Annotated in this window: 14 protein-coding genes and 1 pseudogene; 14 read left to right on the top strand and 1 reads right to left on the bottom strand. The window is 36.6% G+C overall.

Annotation, left to right across the window (positions count from 1 at the left end; translation table 11 throughout):
* Positions 1–655: 655 nt before the first annotated feature.
* The 4 genes from PEDSA_RS07665 to PEDSA_RS07650 all read left to right on the top strand — a co-directional run bounded on the left by PEDSA_RS07665 (position 656) and on the right by PEDSA_RS07650 (position 3,679).
* Positions 656–1,075, top strand: coding sequence for a hypothetical protein (locus PEDSA_RS07665; protein WP_013632592.1), 420 nt, complete (start codon positions 656–658; stop codon positions 1,073–1,075).
* Positions 1,076–1,207: 132 nt separating this feature from the next.
* Positions 1,208–2,077: a cupin-like domain-containing protein gene (locus PEDSA_RS07660; protein WP_013632591.1), complete on the top strand. Its 870-nt coding sequence runs from the start codon at positions 1,208–1,210 to the stop codon at positions 2,075–2,077.
* Positions 2,078–2,350: 273 nt separating this feature from the next.
* Positions 2,351–2,704 (top strand): ISAon1 family transposase N-terminal region protein, encoded by a 354-nt coding sequence (locus PEDSA_RS07655; protein ID WP_174262587.1) that lies wholly within the window; start codon positions 2,351–2,353, stop codon positions 2,702–2,704.
* 12 nt (positions 2,705–2,716) lie between these two features.
* Complete coding sequence (locus tag PEDSA_RS07650; RefSeq protein ID WP_052305777.1) at positions 2,717–3,679, top strand: ISAon1 family transposase; 963 nt, start codon at positions 2,717–2,719, stop codon at positions 3,677–3,679.
* Positions 3,680–3,709: 30 nt separating this feature from the next.
* Here PEDSA_RS07650 and PEDSA_RS19835 read toward each other — a convergent pair.
* A pseudogene (locus PEDSA_RS19835) lies at positions 3,710–3,808 on the bottom strand (SMR family transporter); the annotation flags it as partial.
* Positions 3,809–4,108: 300 nt separating this feature from the next.
* Between PEDSA_RS19835 and PEDSA_RS07645 the strand changes: the two are divergent.
* From PEDSA_RS07645 to PEDSA_RS07600, 10 genes are all read left to right on the top strand, one after another.
* Positions 4,109–4,696 (top strand): RNA polymerase sigma factor, encoded by a 588-nt coding sequence (locus PEDSA_RS07645; protein WP_013632590.1) that lies wholly within the window; start codon positions 4,109–4,111, stop codon positions 4,694–4,696.
* A gap of 161 nt (positions 4,697–4,857) precedes the next feature.
* Positions 4,858–5,979 carry a FecR family protein gene (locus PEDSA_RS07640; RefSeq protein ID WP_013632589.1) on the top strand — a complete coding sequence of 374 codons (1,122 nt, stop codon included), beginning with the start codon at positions 4,858–4,860 and terminating at the stop codon, positions 5,977–5,979.
* Positions 5,980–6,048: 69 nt separating this feature from the next.
* A complete protein-coding gene (locus PEDSA_RS07635; RefSeq protein WP_148233517.1) occupies positions 6,049–9,501 on the top strand; it encodes a TonB-dependent receptor in 3,453 nt (1,150 codons plus the stop codon).
* 4 nt (positions 9,502–9,505) lie between these two features.
* On the top strand, positions 9,506–10,789 hold the full coding sequence (locus PEDSA_RS07630; protein ID WP_013632587.1) for a RagB/SusD family nutrient uptake outer membrane protein: 1,284 nt from the start codon (positions 9,506–9,508) through the stop codon (positions 10,787–10,789).
* Positions 10,776–11,744: a phosphodiester glycosidase family protein gene (locus tag PEDSA_RS07625; protein ID WP_148233516.1), complete on the top strand. Its 969-nt coding sequence runs from the start codon at positions 10,776–10,778 to the stop codon at positions 11,742–11,744. The genes PEDSA_RS07630 and PEDSA_RS07625 overlap by 14 nt, the downstream gene beginning before the upstream one ends.
* Positions 11,745–11,760: 16 nt before the next feature.
* A complete protein-coding gene (locus PEDSA_RS07620; protein ID WP_013632585.1) occupies positions 11,761–13,080 on the top strand; it encodes an IPT/TIG domain-containing protein in 1,320 nt (439 codons plus the stop codon).
* Positions 13,081–13,345: 265 nt separating this feature from the next.
* Entirely contained in the window at positions 13,346–14,107 is a 762-nt protein-coding gene (locus PEDSA_RS07615; protein WP_169311980.1) for an endonuclease/exonuclease/phosphatase family protein, read from the top strand.
* Positions 14,108–14,113: 6 nt separating this feature from the next.
* Positions 14,114–15,922 carry a beta-N-acetylhexosaminidase gene (locus PEDSA_RS07610; protein ID WP_013632583.1) on the top strand — a complete coding sequence of 603 codons (1,809 nt, stop codon included), beginning with the start codon at positions 14,114–14,116 and terminating at the stop codon, positions 15,920–15,922.
* A 24-nt stretch (positions 15,923–15,946) separates the two neighbouring features.
* Complete coding sequence (locus PEDSA_RS19525) at positions 15,947–17,545, top strand: T9SS type A sorting domain-containing protein (protein ID WP_013632582.1); 1,599 nt, start codon at positions 15,947–15,949, stop codon at positions 17,543–17,545.
* A 34-nt stretch (positions 17,546–17,579) separates the two neighbouring features.
* Entirely contained in the window at positions 17,580–18,485 is a 906-nt protein-coding gene (locus tag PEDSA_RS07600) for a glycerophosphodiester phosphodiesterase family protein (RefSeq protein WP_013632581.1), read from the top strand.
* Positions 18,486–18,573 lie beyond the last annotated feature (88 nt).

The following is an 18,573-nucleotide window of genomic DNA, read 5'->3' as shown; positions in this document are numbered from 1 at the left end:
CAAGTCGCTAGTATCAGGTACCAAGACTGGAGGCTACCTCTGTTTGTAGGAGGTAGGGCATCATTAGAATATCTAGTCATGCTTTATTCATGAGTAGGAGGTTTCAGCTTGACACCTAGAGGTCTAATGTGGTTATTGAGTTTTATTATCAATAGCAATTCCATTCCTCCTTAACTATTCAGCAGATTGCAATACCATTGATAGGTACTTCGTTCGAAAGATTAAAAGAAAAAAATAAATATATTTCCATATTGAGTCCATGTTTTTTATAAAAAACATGGACTCAATATGGAAATAACATAGAAAAAATATGGATAAATATAAAACATGTTACAGAGCAAATACAGAATTTGGTGGTTATGAAGAGAGTATTTAATATTAATATCCTTATGAATAAGATGAACCTTATCTGTTAATAGAGGAGTGCGCAAATAAGTTAAATCAAGCTGACGCTTGGGCAGAATTGATCGGACCCGAAGAAAAGATTTTACAACTTCAAAACTTGGTTTTTTAGTAATTTAGCGCTTTTATGTTAACTATTAATATTAAATTTTTTCGAAGTATTTCTTCAGAAAAATCAAAATACTAATATTGTATTGTTAGTTTGAAAACAAGATTAACATAAATAACCATTTGATATTTATAATTTCAAAAGATGAAAAAGATTTTTTTAGGAGCCATTTTGACTCTCACCACTGTTGGTGCTACAACATTCGCCAACTCACTTCATGCAGAAAAAGTTTCTATTTCTGTAATGGGACTTGATAACGTTGCCAATACGGTAACGGAGATAACCTCAACTTTAAACACTTTAAATTTAACCGGGCCTCAAACGAAAGCGGTTACTACCGCTTTAACAAATTACGTTACCAAGTATAATACATTAAAAGCAATAGCAAGTACCGCAAAAGGAGCCTCTCAATTGACGGCTGCGAAAAACACAGCTTTGTCGGCCGTAAAAACTTCGGTGGGAGCTAGTAAATACAGTTCTTTTTTAAGTTCTTTGAGCACCACAGCAAGTAATACCGCCACATCGGTAGCGACAAAAGCAGTGATAAACAGCTTAATTAAATAAGAAACATAAACGAAACGGAAAAGGCCTATGAGCCTTTTTTGTTTTAAGACTGTCAGATTTATATCAAGAAAAAACATTATTCCCCATGAAATGTTCAAAAGAATAATTTTGTACTGTTAAAAGGAAATTAACATGGGCTTAATACTTACGCAAATAGAAAAGGTAGATGATATTAGCAAAGATGATTTTATCAACAACTATCTAATCCCTCGCAAGCCGCTGGTTATAAAAAATATGACTAAGAATTGGCCTGCTATGGAGAAATGGACTTTCGATTATATTAAGGAAACGGTTGGTGATATAACGGTTCCTTTATACGACAGTTCTAAGGCGGATCCCTCTAAACCTATCAATGCATCGGCGGCTGAGATGAAGTTTGGTGATTATATTGATCTGATCAGGAGAGAGCCTACCGATTTAAGGATATTTTTATTTGATCCCATTAAGCATGCTTCCGGATTGCTGGAAGATTATCGTTCTCCTAAGGATTTAATGGGAGGCTTTCTGGATAAATATCCTAATATGTTTTTTGGTGGAGCGGGGTCTGTTACTTTTTTACATTATGATATCGACCTTGCTCATATTTTCCATACTCATTTCCATGGTAAAAAACATATCATTCTGTTTGATAATAAATGGAGTACAAGACTGTATAAAATTCCATTTGCAACGTATGCTTTGGAAGATTATGATATATCTAACCCCGATTTTGATAAATTTCCGGCGTTAAATGGACTTCCGGGACAAGAGACAATTTTAGAACACGGTGAGACGTTGTTTATGCCTACCGGAATGTGGCATTGGATGAAATATCTTGATGGTTCTTTTTCTATTTCTTTGAGGGCCTGGGATAAATCATGGACAATTAAAGCTCGGAGTTTATATAATCTGACTATCCAAAGGAAATTTGACGATTATATGAAAAAGACTTTCCACGCCAAATATATGGATTGGAAGGAAAGGTTAGCAGTAAAGCGGGCAGAGGAATCAATAGGAAAGTAATTCTCTATAATAAGCTTTAAATAAAGGTTTCGGTATTTCAAATGTGGAACCTTTTTCGATAATTAGTATCCGACATTAGTGACCTACCGATTTGGAGAAAACATTAATTACAATTAAACCGCAACAATCAATATAATTCCTAAAACCGCAGGAAAGTCTAACGTTTGCTTAAAGAACAACAGTCCTACTGCACTAATTAAAACGGATCAATCGGAATTTCTGGGGGGAATGTCGGTAATTTGTTTACTTTGTAAATGAATAACGACTTTTATTTTGGATCAAGTTAGCAGTACCTTAATCAGTTTCTTATTGCCGGAAGGCATTCTTGAATATTTCAGATTAATCAAAGTAGATAAAGGACCATCGGGACTCCATATCTATCTGGAAGAAAACAATACCGTCCCTGAAGGCTATCTAAAGTCGGACTTAGAGCCTAAAGGCTTCTTTCCGGAAATCAGTGCCCAGGACTTTCCAATCCGGGGACAAAAAGTAGCTCTTTGTATAAGGAGGAGGCGTTGGACGGTCAAAAGCAGTGGTAAAATCATCAGCAGGGACTGGAATCTGGTAAAGGAAGGAACACGAATGACGACGGAATTCGGACTTTTTTTAAAAGGAATATTTGGATAATCATCCAATCAGCTGCTATCACTTAGGCCATTATTTTCAGGTGGATGGGGACAGCTACAGGAACAGAACAAAGAGCATATCAGTGATTATAGCAGCTGGCAGCAGAAAGATCATGCAGATCAGTGGATGCTATTTACCAAAAACATAAGTGCCCGCTTGAGCATAGACGAGACCGCTTTATCCAATGGAGAACTCTATACCATTGTAAGCAGCAAAGAAGCCAAAGGTCGTAAAGGTACTATTGTAGCCATGATCAAGGGTACTGTAGCCGGGGATATTATCGCAGTACTGGAGAAAATACCTGAAAAGCTTCGCAAAGGAGTACAGGAAGTCACGATGGATATGGCCGCCAATATGCAACTGACCATAAAAAGATGCTTCACCAATGCACATCGTGTCATTGATCGCTTCCATGTACAAAAGCTGGCATTTGATGCGGTGCAGGAATGTAGGATAAAGTATAGATGGGAAGCATTGGATGCAGAAAATGAAGCTATCGGTCAGGCAAAGAAAACCAAAACGGTCTTTCAACCCGAGATACTATCCAACGGAGATACCCTTAAACAGCTATTGGCCAGAAGCCGGTATCTTCTGTTCAAGCATCAGGTAAAATGGACCCAGTCACAGAAGCTGAGAGCGGAATTGCTATTTGCAAGGTATCCCGAATTAAAGAAAGCTTATGACCTATCCTTAAAACTGGGGAATATCTTTAAGACCTGCAAGAGTAAGGAACATGCCTTTAAGCATCTGGCATTATGGTACAATGATGTGGAGGATTGCGGTATTGAATCCTTTAGAACAGTATCCAGATCCGTACAGGCTCATTATTTATCTATCCTGAATTTCTTCACCAACCGATCAACGAATGCATCGGCAGAATCTTTCAATGCTAAAGTCAAAGCTTTCAGAGCTACTTCCAGAGGAGTGAGAGATGTCAAGTTCTTCCCTTTCAGACTTACTAAAATATATGCTTAAAGTATCATCCCCCAACTTTTACGCTTGATCCATTAAAACTATACTAACTGCAGACCAGATTGCATATACTATTTTTATAGGAATTGTTTTAAGCGTTACACTTAAGAAATAAAAAGCGGCAATGTAACCCCACAATAGTAATTAATGTAGGAACACAAGGAATCATACACTAAGGTTGAGGAAGATGAGAGAGGAATTTAGTTAGAAATGGACACCTTGTACTCCAAAATGACGTTAATTAAATTCACTCTTTTACAGGTGTACAAATCGACGATGATGGTTTTTAAGCTTAATATTAGCTTAATATTAGTTTATAAGGTAATAGGTATTTTTGCAACGGTTATACAAAAGCTTACAGGTTTGCATTTTGTTTTTAGTTAGAATATTATATACATTTAACGAATAAACCAGGTTTAATATCAAACTTTCTTGAAGAATTTAAAGCTATATACTGATGCGGAACTCTTTGATTTGGTAAAGAATGGACATTCTTTTGCTTTTTCTGAAATTTATAACAGGTATTGGGAGATTTTATTCAGACATGCTTATAGATTATTAAAAGACAAAGATTTAGCAAAAGATATTGTTCAGGAGGTTTTTGTAAGCCTCTGGGATAAAATAGGGGAATTAGATCTGCAATTTTCTATCAATGCTTATTTGTATAAATCCGTTAGAAATAAAGTTCTAAATCTGATAGAAAAGGATAAAGTGAAAAACAATTACCTGGAATCTTTAGCAGCTTTTATAAATAGTTCTGAAGCAATTACTGATTATAGGCTACGAGAAAGATTACTAAAAGAAAAGATTGAAAAGGAAATTGCTGATTTGCCGCCAAAGATGCGCCAGATTTTTGAAATGAGCAGGAAACAAAATCTTTCCCATAGGCAAATAGCCAAAGAATTAAACCTTTCGGACAAAACCGTAAAAAAGCAAATGAGCAATGCCATCAAAATTCTTCGCCTTAAACTTGGAGGATTTATTGTATTGTCTATTTTATTAAAACTTATCTCTATCTGAAGCCCGTTTAAATTTATTTTAAAACCGAAAAGAGGGGCAGTTATCTAACAGATACGTTATTTTAAGCATAATGTTTAAATTCTAAAAAAAATAAAAATTTATCTACTACCTGAAGTAGACTTAGCTGTCATAATCATATATGCAAACTGTAATAAATGTATATGGATAAAAAAGAAGCTAAAGAAATCTTAAAGAAATATAATCAGGGAACCTGTTCGCCAGAAGAAAAAGAATGGGTAGAGTCCTGGTATCTGCAGATTGTGGGAAATTCGAAACAAGAGGGGGTGAGTGATTTGGATATGCCATCTTTACAAAAGGATATCTGGCATCAAATTGTTGCTTCGAGACCTATAGAAAAATCAAAAAAGAAAATCTATATAAGAATTGCTGCTGCCGCGTCTTTGTTTATAGCAATTGGACTTTCTTTTTACTTTTTCCAACAAAACGCTACAGATGTAAGTCTGGATAAGAACCGGATTATAAGTCAAATCCAACCTGGAGGAAACAAAGCTATGTTGACACTTTCTAACGGAACGAAAATAAATCTTGCTGATTTAGAAGATGGAGCTTCGGTAAAGGAACAGGGCCTCAGGATTTCCAAAAGATCTAATGGGGAATTGATTTATGAAGTTGTGGGAGAGAATAATTCGACAAAAGGCAATACTATTGAAACACCTATAGGAGGACAATATCAGGTTGTTTTGCCGGATGGTACAAAAGTTTGGTTAAATGCCAGTTCAGCATTGGAATACCCTTTAAATTTTAGTGGAAATGAAAGAAGGGTAGTTCTGAGGGGTGAAGGTTATTTTGAGGTGAAATCGGATAAAACTAAGCCCTTCCGTGTAGTTTCAGGAAACCAAATTATAGAGGTACTTGGTACCAAATTCAATGTCAATACTTATAAAGATGAATCCAGTAGGAAGACAACACTCCTGGAAGGGAGTGTTCGAGTTTCCGCCAACGGGATTAATAAGTTGTTGAAACCAGGAGAACAGGCAAAAGTTATTGATGATAATATAGAGGTTGATAAGGTTGATCCTGATCAGGTAGTTGCTTGGTATAGAGGAGATTTTGCCTTCGAAGGAGCAGAGTTACAAACGATCATGAGAGAAATAAGCAGATGGTATAATGTGGATGTTGTCTATCAGGGAGATATTGCAAACGTAAAGTTTGGTGGGTCAATCTCCAGATCTAAAGATATTAGGGAAGTGCTTCATGTGCTTTCCTTGACACAAGGTGTAAACTTTAAACTGGAAGGAAGGAGGGTAACCGTTATGCTGTAATTAATACCGTTATAGAGGTTGCTGAAAAAACGGGAACGTTGGCGCGTCCCCGTTAAATTTTGGTTTCCAATGAAATACGTAAAGCTTCGAACAATAAGTATTAAAATAGAACCTAAACAAATGTATAAAAATTATGCAAAAGATTGCGGTTTGTATCTTGCTATATTGCAGGGTAAACCGCTTAAATCTAGGGTAGCATATCCTTCTCAAAACTTAAAGAGATTACTCATGCGGGTTAAGTTAACTTGTGCTTTTATAGTAATAGCATTTTTGCAACTATCATTTGCTTCAAATGCGCAGAATATCACCTTAACGAAGAAAAATATTAGCCTTAGTGAACTATTTAAAGAAATTAAAAAGCAGAGCGGCTATGATTTTGTGTATAAACATGATCTGCTAATTAAAGGTAAAAGCGTCAATATTGATGTCAAAAACAAATCTTTGAAAGAGGTTTTGGAGAAAAGCTTCGAAAATCAGCCTTTCAGTTATTCAATAGAGAGTAAAACGGTAATTGTTCTTCCCAAAGAAAAAGTGATTTTACAAGTCAGTCCGCCTTTAGGTGGTAAGGTGGTAGATAAAGATGGTAATCCTTTAGCAGGTGTAAGTGTTGTCATTAAAGGAGAAAGCAAAGGGACACAGACAGATGCTAACGGAAATTTTACCTTAACGGCCAGTGCAGGCAGTACTCTTGTTTTGTCTTATTTGGGATTTGTTACACAAGAAATAGTGTATAATAGTCAGAAAGCGATTGATGTTGTACTTAGAGAATCTCCGCAGATATTAAATGAAGTTGCCGTAATAGGTTACGGAACGCAGAAAAGAAGTGATGTAACCAGTGCTATTAGTAGTTTTAGAGCGACTGAATTGAATGCGCGGCCTGTTTTAGGGCCAGACCAAATGTTACAAGGGCGTATTCCCGGCGTGGTGATTACGGCAGCATCAGGTATTCCTGGAAGTAAAAATAGGGTCAGCATTAGGGGGATCGGATCGCTCTCTGCAAGTAATGAACCTCTGTATGTAATAGATGGTGTTCCGGTGACACCATCCGATGCAGATTTGGGCAATTTTGGACAAAGTATGAATGCTTTATCAGAACTCAATCCTAATGATATTGAATCTATAGATGTATTAAAAGATGCGGCAGCAGCGTCTATTTACGGATCCCGAGCTACCAATGGTGTTATCATTATTACCACAAAGTCTGGAACTAAAGGAAAGTCTACCATTTCTGTAAACGCTTATACTGGTATTCAAAATCTAACCAGATTGGACAATCTAAAAATGGCTGATCCGGATTTGTATGTAGAAGTGGTTAATGAAGCTATTGACAATTATAATATCCAAAATAGTTTTACTATGGGCGATGGAAAGTTTGTTTCTCCGATAGCCAACCCATATCCAAACAGACCGGCGACAGATTGGTTGGATTTAATTACCAGAACGGCAATAGCCAGTAATTTGAATGTATCTATTGCAGGTGGGACTGATAAATCTAAATACTATGTTTCGGGAGGTTATTTAAATCAGGAAGGCGTTTTTATAGGTAACCGTTTTAAAAAATACAATGCTAAGGTAAACCTGTCTAACGAAGTGAATAAATGGTTAGATTTTGGGGTGAATACCAATTTTAGCTATTCTAATAATAACAGAGTTCCATCGGGTTATAATTTGGGAACAAACCTGATTCCAAGAGCTTTGGAACAAAGAACTTTTGATGTTCCGTACAAACCAGACGGAACTTATTATGTGGGTGGAACCAATGAATTGTTGAATCATAATCCGATACAGGCAGTTAATGAGGAAAGGGTTTATTTAGACAATTATCGTTTATTGGCCAATGTATTTGTCAATATTAAATTACATAAAGATATAACTGTTAAGTCCTCTTTTGGCTCGGATTTGATTCATACACAAGATTATGTATATTATACGAATTCCCATCCATATGGAGCAGGAGTAGGAAAACTGTATGATGATAGAAAGTTGCAAACCAATATCATCTTTGAAAATACAGCAAATTATAAAAAACAGGTTAATGATTTCAGTCTGGATTTCCTATTGGGACATTCCTTCCAAAAAGTAAACAATACTTTAATAGGTGTAGAGGGTCAGAATTTCCCTTCGCCATCTTTTGATGTCAACGTGGTAGCGGCAGAGTATACTGAAGCAATGACTAATTTGTATGCTACAACCATGCAGTCATTCTTCGGTAGAGCAAACTTAGGTTACAAAGGCAGGTATTTACTGAATCTTTCTTTAAGATCTGATGGCTCGTCTCGTTTCGCTCCGGAAAACAGATATGGTTATTTCCCAGCTGCTTCTGCGGGATGGGTAATTTCCAATGAACCTTTTTGGAGTATGCCTAAAAGCGATTTGAAATTAAGGGCCAGTTACGGTTCAACTGGTAATATTGAAGGTGTCAATGCGTTTGCCTATCAGGCTTTGACTGGTGGTGGATACAACTATAATAATAAAAGCGGTATAGCCATTACCAGTTTTGGTAACCGTGATTTAACATGGGAAAAAGCCAATCAGTTTAATGCTGGTATAGATTTAGGATTGTTCAGAGGAGCGCTGAATTTCACAGCAGACTACTTTGTAAAGAATACCAACAACCTTTTGTATAGCAAACCGATAGAAGGAACATCTGGTTTTACCAGTATCATCAGTAATATAGGTTCAATGCGTAACCACGGATTGGAATTTGCTATTAACGGAACCACCAAAATAGGTCCGGTTTTATGGAAGTCTGATTTCAATATAGCTTTCATTAAAAACAAGTTGACTTCTTTAATAGATGATGAACCATTATTGATTGGCAGAACCCATGTACTAAAGGTTGGTGAAGAAGTAGGCAGTTTTTATATCTACAAGCAATTAGGAATTTATCAGGATGATAGTGAAGTGCCACAAGCACAATACGATTTAGGAATTAGAGCTGGTGATGTGAAATATGAGGATGTGAATAGAGATGGTAAAATTGATGTAAATGACCGTCAGATTTTAGGTTCTGCTAATCCGGATTTTACAGGAGGGTTCAATAATACTTTCACCTACAAAAATTTCGATCTGAGTGTATTTATGAATTTTTCCTATGGAAATGATGTATATCAGACCTGGATAGGTGGATATCGTTTAGGAAATGGTGTATGGCCTATGTTAGAATCACAAGCTCAGGGTAGATGGACAGGTCCGGGGACATCTAATACCATCCCAAGGGCAATCTGGGGAAACACGGTTAACTCGTCATCATCTTATTCTACCCGTTTTATGCATGATGGATCTTATATCAGATTGAGATCTTTGGCTTTGGGATATAACTTGTCACAGCAGGTATTGAAAAGAGTGGGAATAAGCAAAATGAGGGTTTATGTACAGGCAGATAACCTGTTCTTATTAACCAATTATCCTTTGTTGGATCCGGAAGTAAATATTAGTCTGTCGCCAACAACTATGGGAGAGGATTTCTTACTTCCGCCTCAGCCAAGAACTATCAACTTTGGTGTTAATTTAAATTTCTAAGATCATGAGAAAATACATTTCATTACTATATATGATGCTTGCGCTGATGATCTGTTCATCATGTGAAGACAGTCTTAACTTATATCCGCACTCGCAGGTGGCAACCGAAAGCTTAAGTGAAAAAGATATAGAAGCTTTTGTGAACGGGGTTTACAATAGGGTACAAAATACGCCAACCAATTCTTCTTATGTGATGTTTGATATTATTGGCGGTAATTTAGTAAGAGGTGGTGCTTCTGGTTTAGGCGGTTATCTGGAAATGATAAATGATATTCTGCAACCAGAAAATGGGAATATTGCAGCGCAATGGAACGGTTACTATGCTGCCATTTATCAGGTTAATAATTTAATTGCTTCTACTGCCAATATGCAAAATGAAAGCAGAAGAGAAGAGATTTTAGGCATAGCACATTTCTTTAGGGGTTACACCTATTATAATTTGGTAACCAGATGGGGCGGAGTACCTATTATCAATAGCACAGCTACGCAAAAACTTCCAAGAAATACAGAAGCAGAAGTTTGGAGTTTCATAGAAACCGAACTGCAATTGGCTATAGATAAAGCACCAACTTTTGGTGGTTACTACTATGTTTCTAAAGATGCAGCAAAAGCTTTATTGGCCAGAGCAAAACTGGCTCAAGGTAAAAAGAGGGAAGCAGCCTTACTTGCTGAAGAAGTTATTACTTCCGGCAGATTCCAGCTGGATGAATTTGAGAAGATCTTCAGGTCTCAACAGAATACAGAAGTAATCTTTTCTTTCCTGAACCAAACGATAGAATCAAGCATTAACCTAAGTGTTTTATTTTATACTTATGCGCATCCCGTTAGCGGAAGCTACAACTATAAGCCTACAACAGAGGTAATGAATCTATTTGAGTCTACAGATAAACGCAGGGCAATCTCTGTAGATACCTATTCCAGTTTAGATGTCATCAATAAGTACCCAAGCGGACAAACAGGCTCAGATCCTATCATTGTTACCCGATTGGCAGAAATGTACCTGATAAGTGCAGAAGGACAAGGTATGGCAGGAATTAGCCGGTTAAACGAATTGCGAAACAAAAGAGGATTAAGCAGTATTAGTGTAACCAATGATAACCAATATCTGGAAGCAGTGCTTTTGGAACGCAGAAGAGAACTGTTAGGCGAAGGTTTCAGATGGTACGATTTGGTGAGATTAGGCAGAGCACAACAAGATATTGGTTTAAGAGCTGCACAAACGAAATTGCCAATTCCGGCAAGAGAGTTATTGCTGAATACACTTTTAGAACCTAATGATGGATATTAAGAAAACAGGTAATATTATGAAAAAGACGATGAAAAGATTGCTTTATCTATTGGTATTAAACGCTGTTTTTTTAACAGCCTGTAAAGATGAAGAAGCAACAAAAAAGGTTTTAGACAATAACCTATCCGAGATAAGTAAACTATTGTTGGAAAAATCTGGTATTGTAAGCGAAGTTTACACCGATACTACCATTGTTGTAGCCAATGGAATAGAAGAAACGGAAATTCATTTTCTCAAAAAAGATGGACTGACTACCCGTGTTTTTATCCTTAAAGTAGATTTAAAAGTGCCGGGTATAAAAGTGAAAGTAGCTACGCCTTATGATTCTCCCGGTTATACCGGACAAACTGTTCCCGATATGGCAAAATATATAGAAAATGCCAATACTAAAGTTTTGGGTGGTGTAAACGGTGACTTCTATGATATTGCCAATTTTTTACCAAGAGGTCCATTGCATAAAAATGGTGTGGTTATTAAAGGGAACTTTACACCATCTGTAAGTTTGCCACAACAAGCCTTAAGTTTTATTGGGATTAAGAAAGATGGCAAACCTATTATTGGATATGCCAATGAATATGATGCAGTAAAATCCGATTTGAAGGAAGCCACGGGAGGTGGGGCCTTGTTGACCAGAAACGGAGAGAAAGTAGACAACTCACGTTTTGCAGTAGCATTGGATCCAAGAATTGCCATAGGTTATACCGAAGACGATATTATGTATTTCATTGTTGTTGATGGTCGTAATTTCTACAATTCCAATGGAGCAACCTATTCAGATCTTTCAGGTATTTTCTATGCGTTGGGAACGCATTCTTCTATCAATTTAGATGGAGGTGGTTCGGCAACTATGATGATCCGAAATCCGGAAGCAGATATTTTACAGGTTAGAAATAGGCCATCAGATGGAAGACCAAGGGCGGTTGCACATGCATGGATGATTGTTTCAGAAAATTAATTCCTAAAAAATTAGCATGATGAAAATGAGATTTTTTCACTTTGCCTTAGCAGGATTATTGTTAACGGCAGGTGCTTGTGATAAAAAAGAATCGGGTTATGTAGCATCTGTAACAGATGTATTGGTAACCTCTGTTTATCCTTCTTCGGGCTTAAACAAAGATATTATTATAATTACTGGAAGAAACTTTTCTAAAGTGAAGACCGAGAATATGGTCTCTTTTAATGGTGTACAGGCTGTTGTTTTGGAAGCTGCACCAAACAGATTAGAAGTTATTGTCCCAGATAATGCAACTACAGGTAATGTGACCATTGCTGTAAAAGGGCAACAAATATACGGTCCTAGATTTACAGTAATAAAAAAGGAGTCCAATTATATTGTAAGCACTATAGCGGGATCTACCACATTTGGTTTTATAGATGGCAATGGTTTGGATGCCAGATTTAGAAATCCGGATGGGATATTGGTAGATATGAACGGGGATATCATTATCACAGACAGAACCAATCACAGCATTCGCAAAATGACTACGGCAGGAGTTGTGAGCACTCTTGCAGGAACAGGTGTTTCTGGTTATGCTAATGGAAAGCCTGGACAATTTAATACTCCTTGGCAAAGTACTATGGATGCTGCAGGAAATATTATTGTGATAGAAAAAGATGGTGGTAGAATCAGAAAAATTGCTCCTGATGGCGCAGTAAGCTTAATTGCAGGAACAGGTTCTTTAGGTTTTACTGATGGAAATGTATCTGTCGCCAGATTTAACCATGCTTTGGATGGTGTGGTAGATAGTGAGGGAAATATTTTTGTTGCAGATAGAAATAACTATAGAATCAGAAAAATTACTCCAGCTGGTATGGTAAGTACATTTATGGGAGATGGAACTACTTCTATTTTAACCTTTCCCATAGCATTGACAATAGATAAGCAAGATAATCTGTTTGTTTCGGACGGAAACCGTATTAAGATGATCACTAAATCTGGAGTGATGACAACCATTGTAGGAAGTACAAAAGGTTATGATGATGGAACTCCGGGAAATCCTTTGACTGTGAAATTGGGAGATATTTTCGGACTCAATTTCGATAATGAAGGCAATATTTTATTGGCAGATGCTTCTAACAATAGGATAAGAAAAATAACTCCGGGTGTAGGGAATGACTGGACAAAAGCAACGGTAAGTACCATTGCAGGAAACGGAACCGCTGGGAGAGGTGATGGTTTAGGCCATGCTGCAACTTTCAATCAACCTTATGATGTGGTCATGGATGCTAAGGGAGATATCTATGTGGCAGATAATGTAAACCACAGCATCCGTAAGATTATTTATAAGTAGTCAATCTGTTTATTAGTCAATCGTCATGAGTAATTTAAGGAGGATCATCTGAGCTGGAAATATTTCTCGAGCAAGATTCTTCCTGTATTCAAAATGACGATTGACTTAATATTTGCAATCCCATTATTTTATGTTTTTTCAACAGATAATTACCTTCAAGAAAAGCGTATGCTTACTTCTTTGTTTCAGTTTTTCGATGGTGTATGCTTCAGGAAAACCTGATCTCAAAAAAAGCAGGAGCTTAAAAATACTTTCCTATAATATTTTGGAAGGATTAAAAGATAAAGAAAAACGAGCTTTGTTTGTAAGATTGGTAGATTCTTTACAAGCGGATGTACTTACATTACAAGAATGTAACCATTTTACTCACGAAACATTTCTGAAATTTGCTCAGGAACTTTCTTATCCTTATGCCGTATTGCTTAAGGAAAAAGGTTACCCCCCAGGAATTATTTCTAAATATCCTATAGAAAATGTACAACGTATAACCGAGGGCTTTTTACATGGATATATTTCTGCAGAAATAGCTGGTTATCAATTTGTAAATCTACACCTGAATCCTTTTATGTATGTCAAAAGAAATGCAGAGATGGAGGCAGTCATTCGACATTTAGATCAACTTCCAAAAAATAGTAAGACCATTATTATGGGAGATTTTAATAGTCTTTCTCCTCAAGACAGTAGCTATTATAATCCTAACAAACAAAAGTTGGATAAACTAATTGCTCATGAAGCCACAAGAGCACATATCCAGAATGTAAACAATGGAGGTTTTGATTACTCGGTCATCAGTCAGTTAATCAATAAAGGTTATACCGATGCCTGGAAATACAAAAACAAAAGCAGATTTGAAAAAAGTGCGCCAAGCCCAGTTGTAAAACATGATCCAGACAATGATGTACGTATAGATTATATATGGGTTAGTACTCCGTTAAAATCAAAAATCAAATCCGTCTTTATGATTAAAAATAAGCATACGGATATCATCTCGGATCACTATCCGCTAGTACTGGTTCTAAAAAAGTAAAAAAATATGAAGAAAATTAGTGTTTTGATTTGGCTATTGCTGACATCTTTAACTCAGTTAACAGCTCAAAATAATACTTCGTTAGGAATTATCCCAGCTCCTGTAAAAGTAATAATTGGAGATGGAAGTTATCCTTTATCTAGTAAGATTGGTGTTAAGTTTGTCGGGTTCAATAACACTAACAGTCTTGCAAAATTTGTCGGTCAGCTTTCCTTTATAGATCTACAGCAAAGGCCGGGTCTGAAATTGATACTGGATAAATCTTTAGCTATTAAAGAAGAGGGATATCTGCTAAGTGTTAAAAAGGATGAAATAAGTATACGCTCAACAACAGAACGTGGTGTTTTTTATGGATTGCAAACGCTTTTACAAATTCTAAATACAAACCAAACTGGAATTCCATTTCTTGAGATTGAAGATTATCCAAGGTTCGCTTATAGGGGGATGCATTTGGACGTTGCGAGACACCTGTTTCCGGTAAGTTTCATAAAGGAATACATAGATATGTTGGCTTATTACAAGCTAAATACCTTTCATTGGCATTTGACCGAAGACCAAGGCTGGAGAATAGAAATTAAAAAGTATCCTAAACTTACCTCTATTGGTGGTTTCAGAGATCAGACCTTAATTGGTTATCTGCGTGATAATCCTAAACAATATGATAACGAGAGGTATGGTGGATTTTATACACAGGAAGAGGTAAAGGAAGTTGTCGCTTATGCTGCATCTAAATATATTACCGTTGTACCTGAAATAGAAATGCCGGGACATGCTTTAGCAGCACTTTCTGCCTATCCTGAATTGGCTTGTGGTAAAAATCCGACTTCCTTTAAAGCAGCTTATGAATGGGGTGTTTTTGATGATGTTTTTTGTGCAGGAAAAGAACAAACCTTCAAGTTTTTACAAGATGTTTTGGATGAAGTGTTGCTTTTGTTTCCATCGGAATATATCCATATAGGAGGCGATGAATGTCCGAAAACCAAATGGAAAACTTGTGAATTCTGCCAAAAAAGAATCCTAAAAGAAAAGCTGAAAGATGAGCATGAATTACAGTCCTATTTTATTCACAGGATAGAGAAATATCTCAATAAAAAAGGCAGACAGATTATTGGGTGGGATGAGATTTTAGAAGGTGGATTAGCCCCTAATGCAACCGTGATGAGCTGGAGAGGAACCAAAGGAGGAATCGCTGCGGCAAAACTTTCGCATAAAGTGATTATGACTCCCGGTCCATATCTCTATTTTGATAAACAAGAAAGTAAATCAAGCGAAGAACCTCTAACCATTGGTGGTCACGTCCCATTGTCTAAAGTATATGCTTACAATCCCGTTCCGGAGGAATTGACAAAAGAAGAACAAAAATACATCATTGGCGTACAGGCTAATCTTTGGACAGAGTATATCAAAACTCCTGAAAAAGTAAGGTATATGATTTATCCACGAATTTTCGCCTTGTCGGAAATTGCCTGGACACCGCTGGCAAATAAAGATTGGAAAGATTTTTCTGAAAACAGAGTTGCGTTGCATCTGGGTAATTTAGATCAGAAAGGTTTAATATACCGTGTGCCCGAACCTATAGGAGCAAAAGATACCACGTTGACAGGTGAGAATTTTGAACTGAAATATAAAGTGCCAGTGAAGGGGGCAGCTATCTATTATACCATTAATGGTAAGACTCCTTATGACTTTGATTTTAAATATACAGATGCTGTTAAAGTACATGTGCCAAAAGGAGAAGAAAGAATATTGAAAAGTGTGGTCTTTACATCATCAGGAAGAAGAAGTCTAGTAATAACTACGGTTTTAAAAAATTAACAATCATTATTTCTAAAAGATAATATGAAAAGAATTTATTTGACTTTAATACTTATGCTGGGTACCTATATGGTAACCAAGTCGCAAAATTATACGGTAACAACTGTTGCAGGATCTACCACATTTGGTTTTGTAGATGGCAATGGTTTGGATGCCAGATTTAGAAATCCGGATGGGATATTGGTAGATATGAACGGGGATATCATTATCACAGACAGAACCAATCACAGCATTCGCAAAATGACTACGGCAGGAGTTGTGAGCACTCTTGCAGGAACAGGTGTTTCTGGTTATGCTAATGGAAAGCCTGGGCAATTTAATACTCCTTGGCAAAGTACTGTGGATGCTGCAGGAAATATTATTGTTGTTGAGAAAGACGGTGCAAGAATAAGAAAGATAGCTTTAGACGGTACAGTAAGCACCATTGCAGGGACGGGGTCTGCAGGATACTCAGATGGTGCTGTTTCTGTAGCAAGATTTGATAATGCTTTGGATGCTGTAGTAGATAGCGATGGAAACATCTTTATTGCTGACAGAAACAACAGGAGAGTAAGAAAGATAACTCCAGGTGCTGGAGGAAACTGGACAACAGCAACGGTAAGTACCGTTGCTGGCGACGGAACTACTTCTGGAACTGTGGTTTGGCCAATATCTTTGGCAATAGATGCGGCAGACAATTTATTTGTTTCCGACTCGCGTACCATTAGAATGATTACAAAAACAGGAACAATTTCTACTATTGTAGGTCTTCAAGCCAGTACTAATTTTACAGACGGAGAATCTGGTAAGCCTTTAACCGCTCGTTTAGGTGATGTGTTTGGTTTGAATTTCGATAATGATGGCAATATTATTTTTGCAGATGCAAGCTTTAACCGTATCAGAAAAATAACTCCGGGTGAAAATGGTGATTGGACAACAGCTACAGTAACAACCATTGCAGGAACCGGTAGTACAGGAAGAATAGATGGTTTGGGAAATGTAGCAACTTTTAATCAGCCTTATGATGTAGTTACAGATGAAAATGGAAATATATATGTGGCGGACAATGTTAACCATAGCATTCGTAAACTTGTTCCTTCTCCATTACCTGTGCAGCTAAGCTCATTTACGGCAACAGCTAACAATAGTCAGGTCAAAATTCAATGGCAAACCGCATCAGAATCAAATAACTCTCATTTTAGAATTTTAAGGTCATCAAATGCTCAGGATTTTACAACATTGGGCGTGGTAATTGGAAATGGGAATTCAACCCAAGAGATGGATTATCATTTTACAGACTACAATCCATTAAAAGGCATCAATTACTATCAATTGGAGCAGGTTGATTTTGATGGAAAAATATCATTGTCCAATATTGCTACCGTGAATTTTAATATCCAGGCAAAAAGCAAATTGAACGCTTACTACAGTGCTGATAAAAAGCTTGTATTGGAGTTGGATGAAAAACTGTTTGAAAAAGGATTTGTGAAAGTATTTACAATAACAGGTAAAGAGATGTTGTCAACTTCAATCAATCAGGAAACAGTTAAAATATCATTACCCATTTCCTTGCAAAAAGGAATATATGTGGTTGCTTTAAATAGTCAGGGAAGTAATGATTCGGTGAAATTTATTGTAGAATAATATTGTATTTATAATTGGTCAGTAATAAAAAGTTATGTTAAAAAGATTAAACCTTAAGATTGTAATACTTTTTCTGTGCTCCATTCCGATAGCACTTTCCGCACAAACCCATATTGATGAAACAAGGCGAAAGTTGTTTGATAAAAACAGTAAAGAAGTATTAGTTGTAGCGCATCGTGGAGACTGGCGTTATGCTCCTGAAAATTCTTTGGCTGCTATAGAGAACGCAATAGAAATGGGAGTGGATGTTGTAGAAATAGATATTCAGAAAACAAAAGATGGACAGTTAATTCTAATGCACGATAAAACTTTGGATAGAACAACAACTGGAAAGGGATTGATAAGTACCTGGACATTGGATTCTATAAAGAATTTGAATTTAAAAAATGGAATTGCCATAAAAACCATTCATAAAGTGCCCACATTGGAAGAAGTACTTTTATTATCTAAGGGTAAAATAATGCTGAATTTAGACAAAGCCTACGATGTTTTTGATGAAGTTTATGCATTGTTGGAAAAAACAGGTACGGTAGATCATATCATAATGAAAGGTACTGCGTCTTCACAAAAAGTAAAAGAGCAGTTTGGAAAATATTTAGACAAAGTGATTTATATGCCTATTGTGAATTTAGACAAGCCTAATGCACAAATAACTATAGAGGATTTTGTAACGGAACTGAATCCTGTAGCTTTTGAACTTTTATTTGTTAAGGACAGTAATCCTTTGCCGAAAAAGTTGGCAAAAAGCTTAAAAGGAAAAAGCCTGATATGGTACAACACTTTGTGGGATACAATGGCAGGGGGACATGATGACGATATGTCGCTGAAGGACCCTGATAAAGGCTATGGATATTTGATAAATGATTTAGGAGCAAGAATTATACAAACTGACAGGCCACAATATTTGATTGATTATCTGAAAAAAATACGACGGAAATAATACTCTATGTTGAAATGGAACAAGAAAGGGCTTTTCAATAGTATTTGTAAAGCCCTTTCTTTATTAATTTTCTTACCAATTCATTTTA

It is taken from the genome of Pseudopedobacter saltans DSM 12145 (assembly GCF_000190735.1).
Classification (GTDB): Bacteria; Bacteroidota; Bacteroidia; order Sphingobacteriales; family Sphingobacteriaceae; genus Pseudopedobacter; species Pseudopedobacter saltans.
Note: the sequence above shows the minus strand (reverse complement) of the source record. Positions and strands in the feature narration are given on the sequence as shown.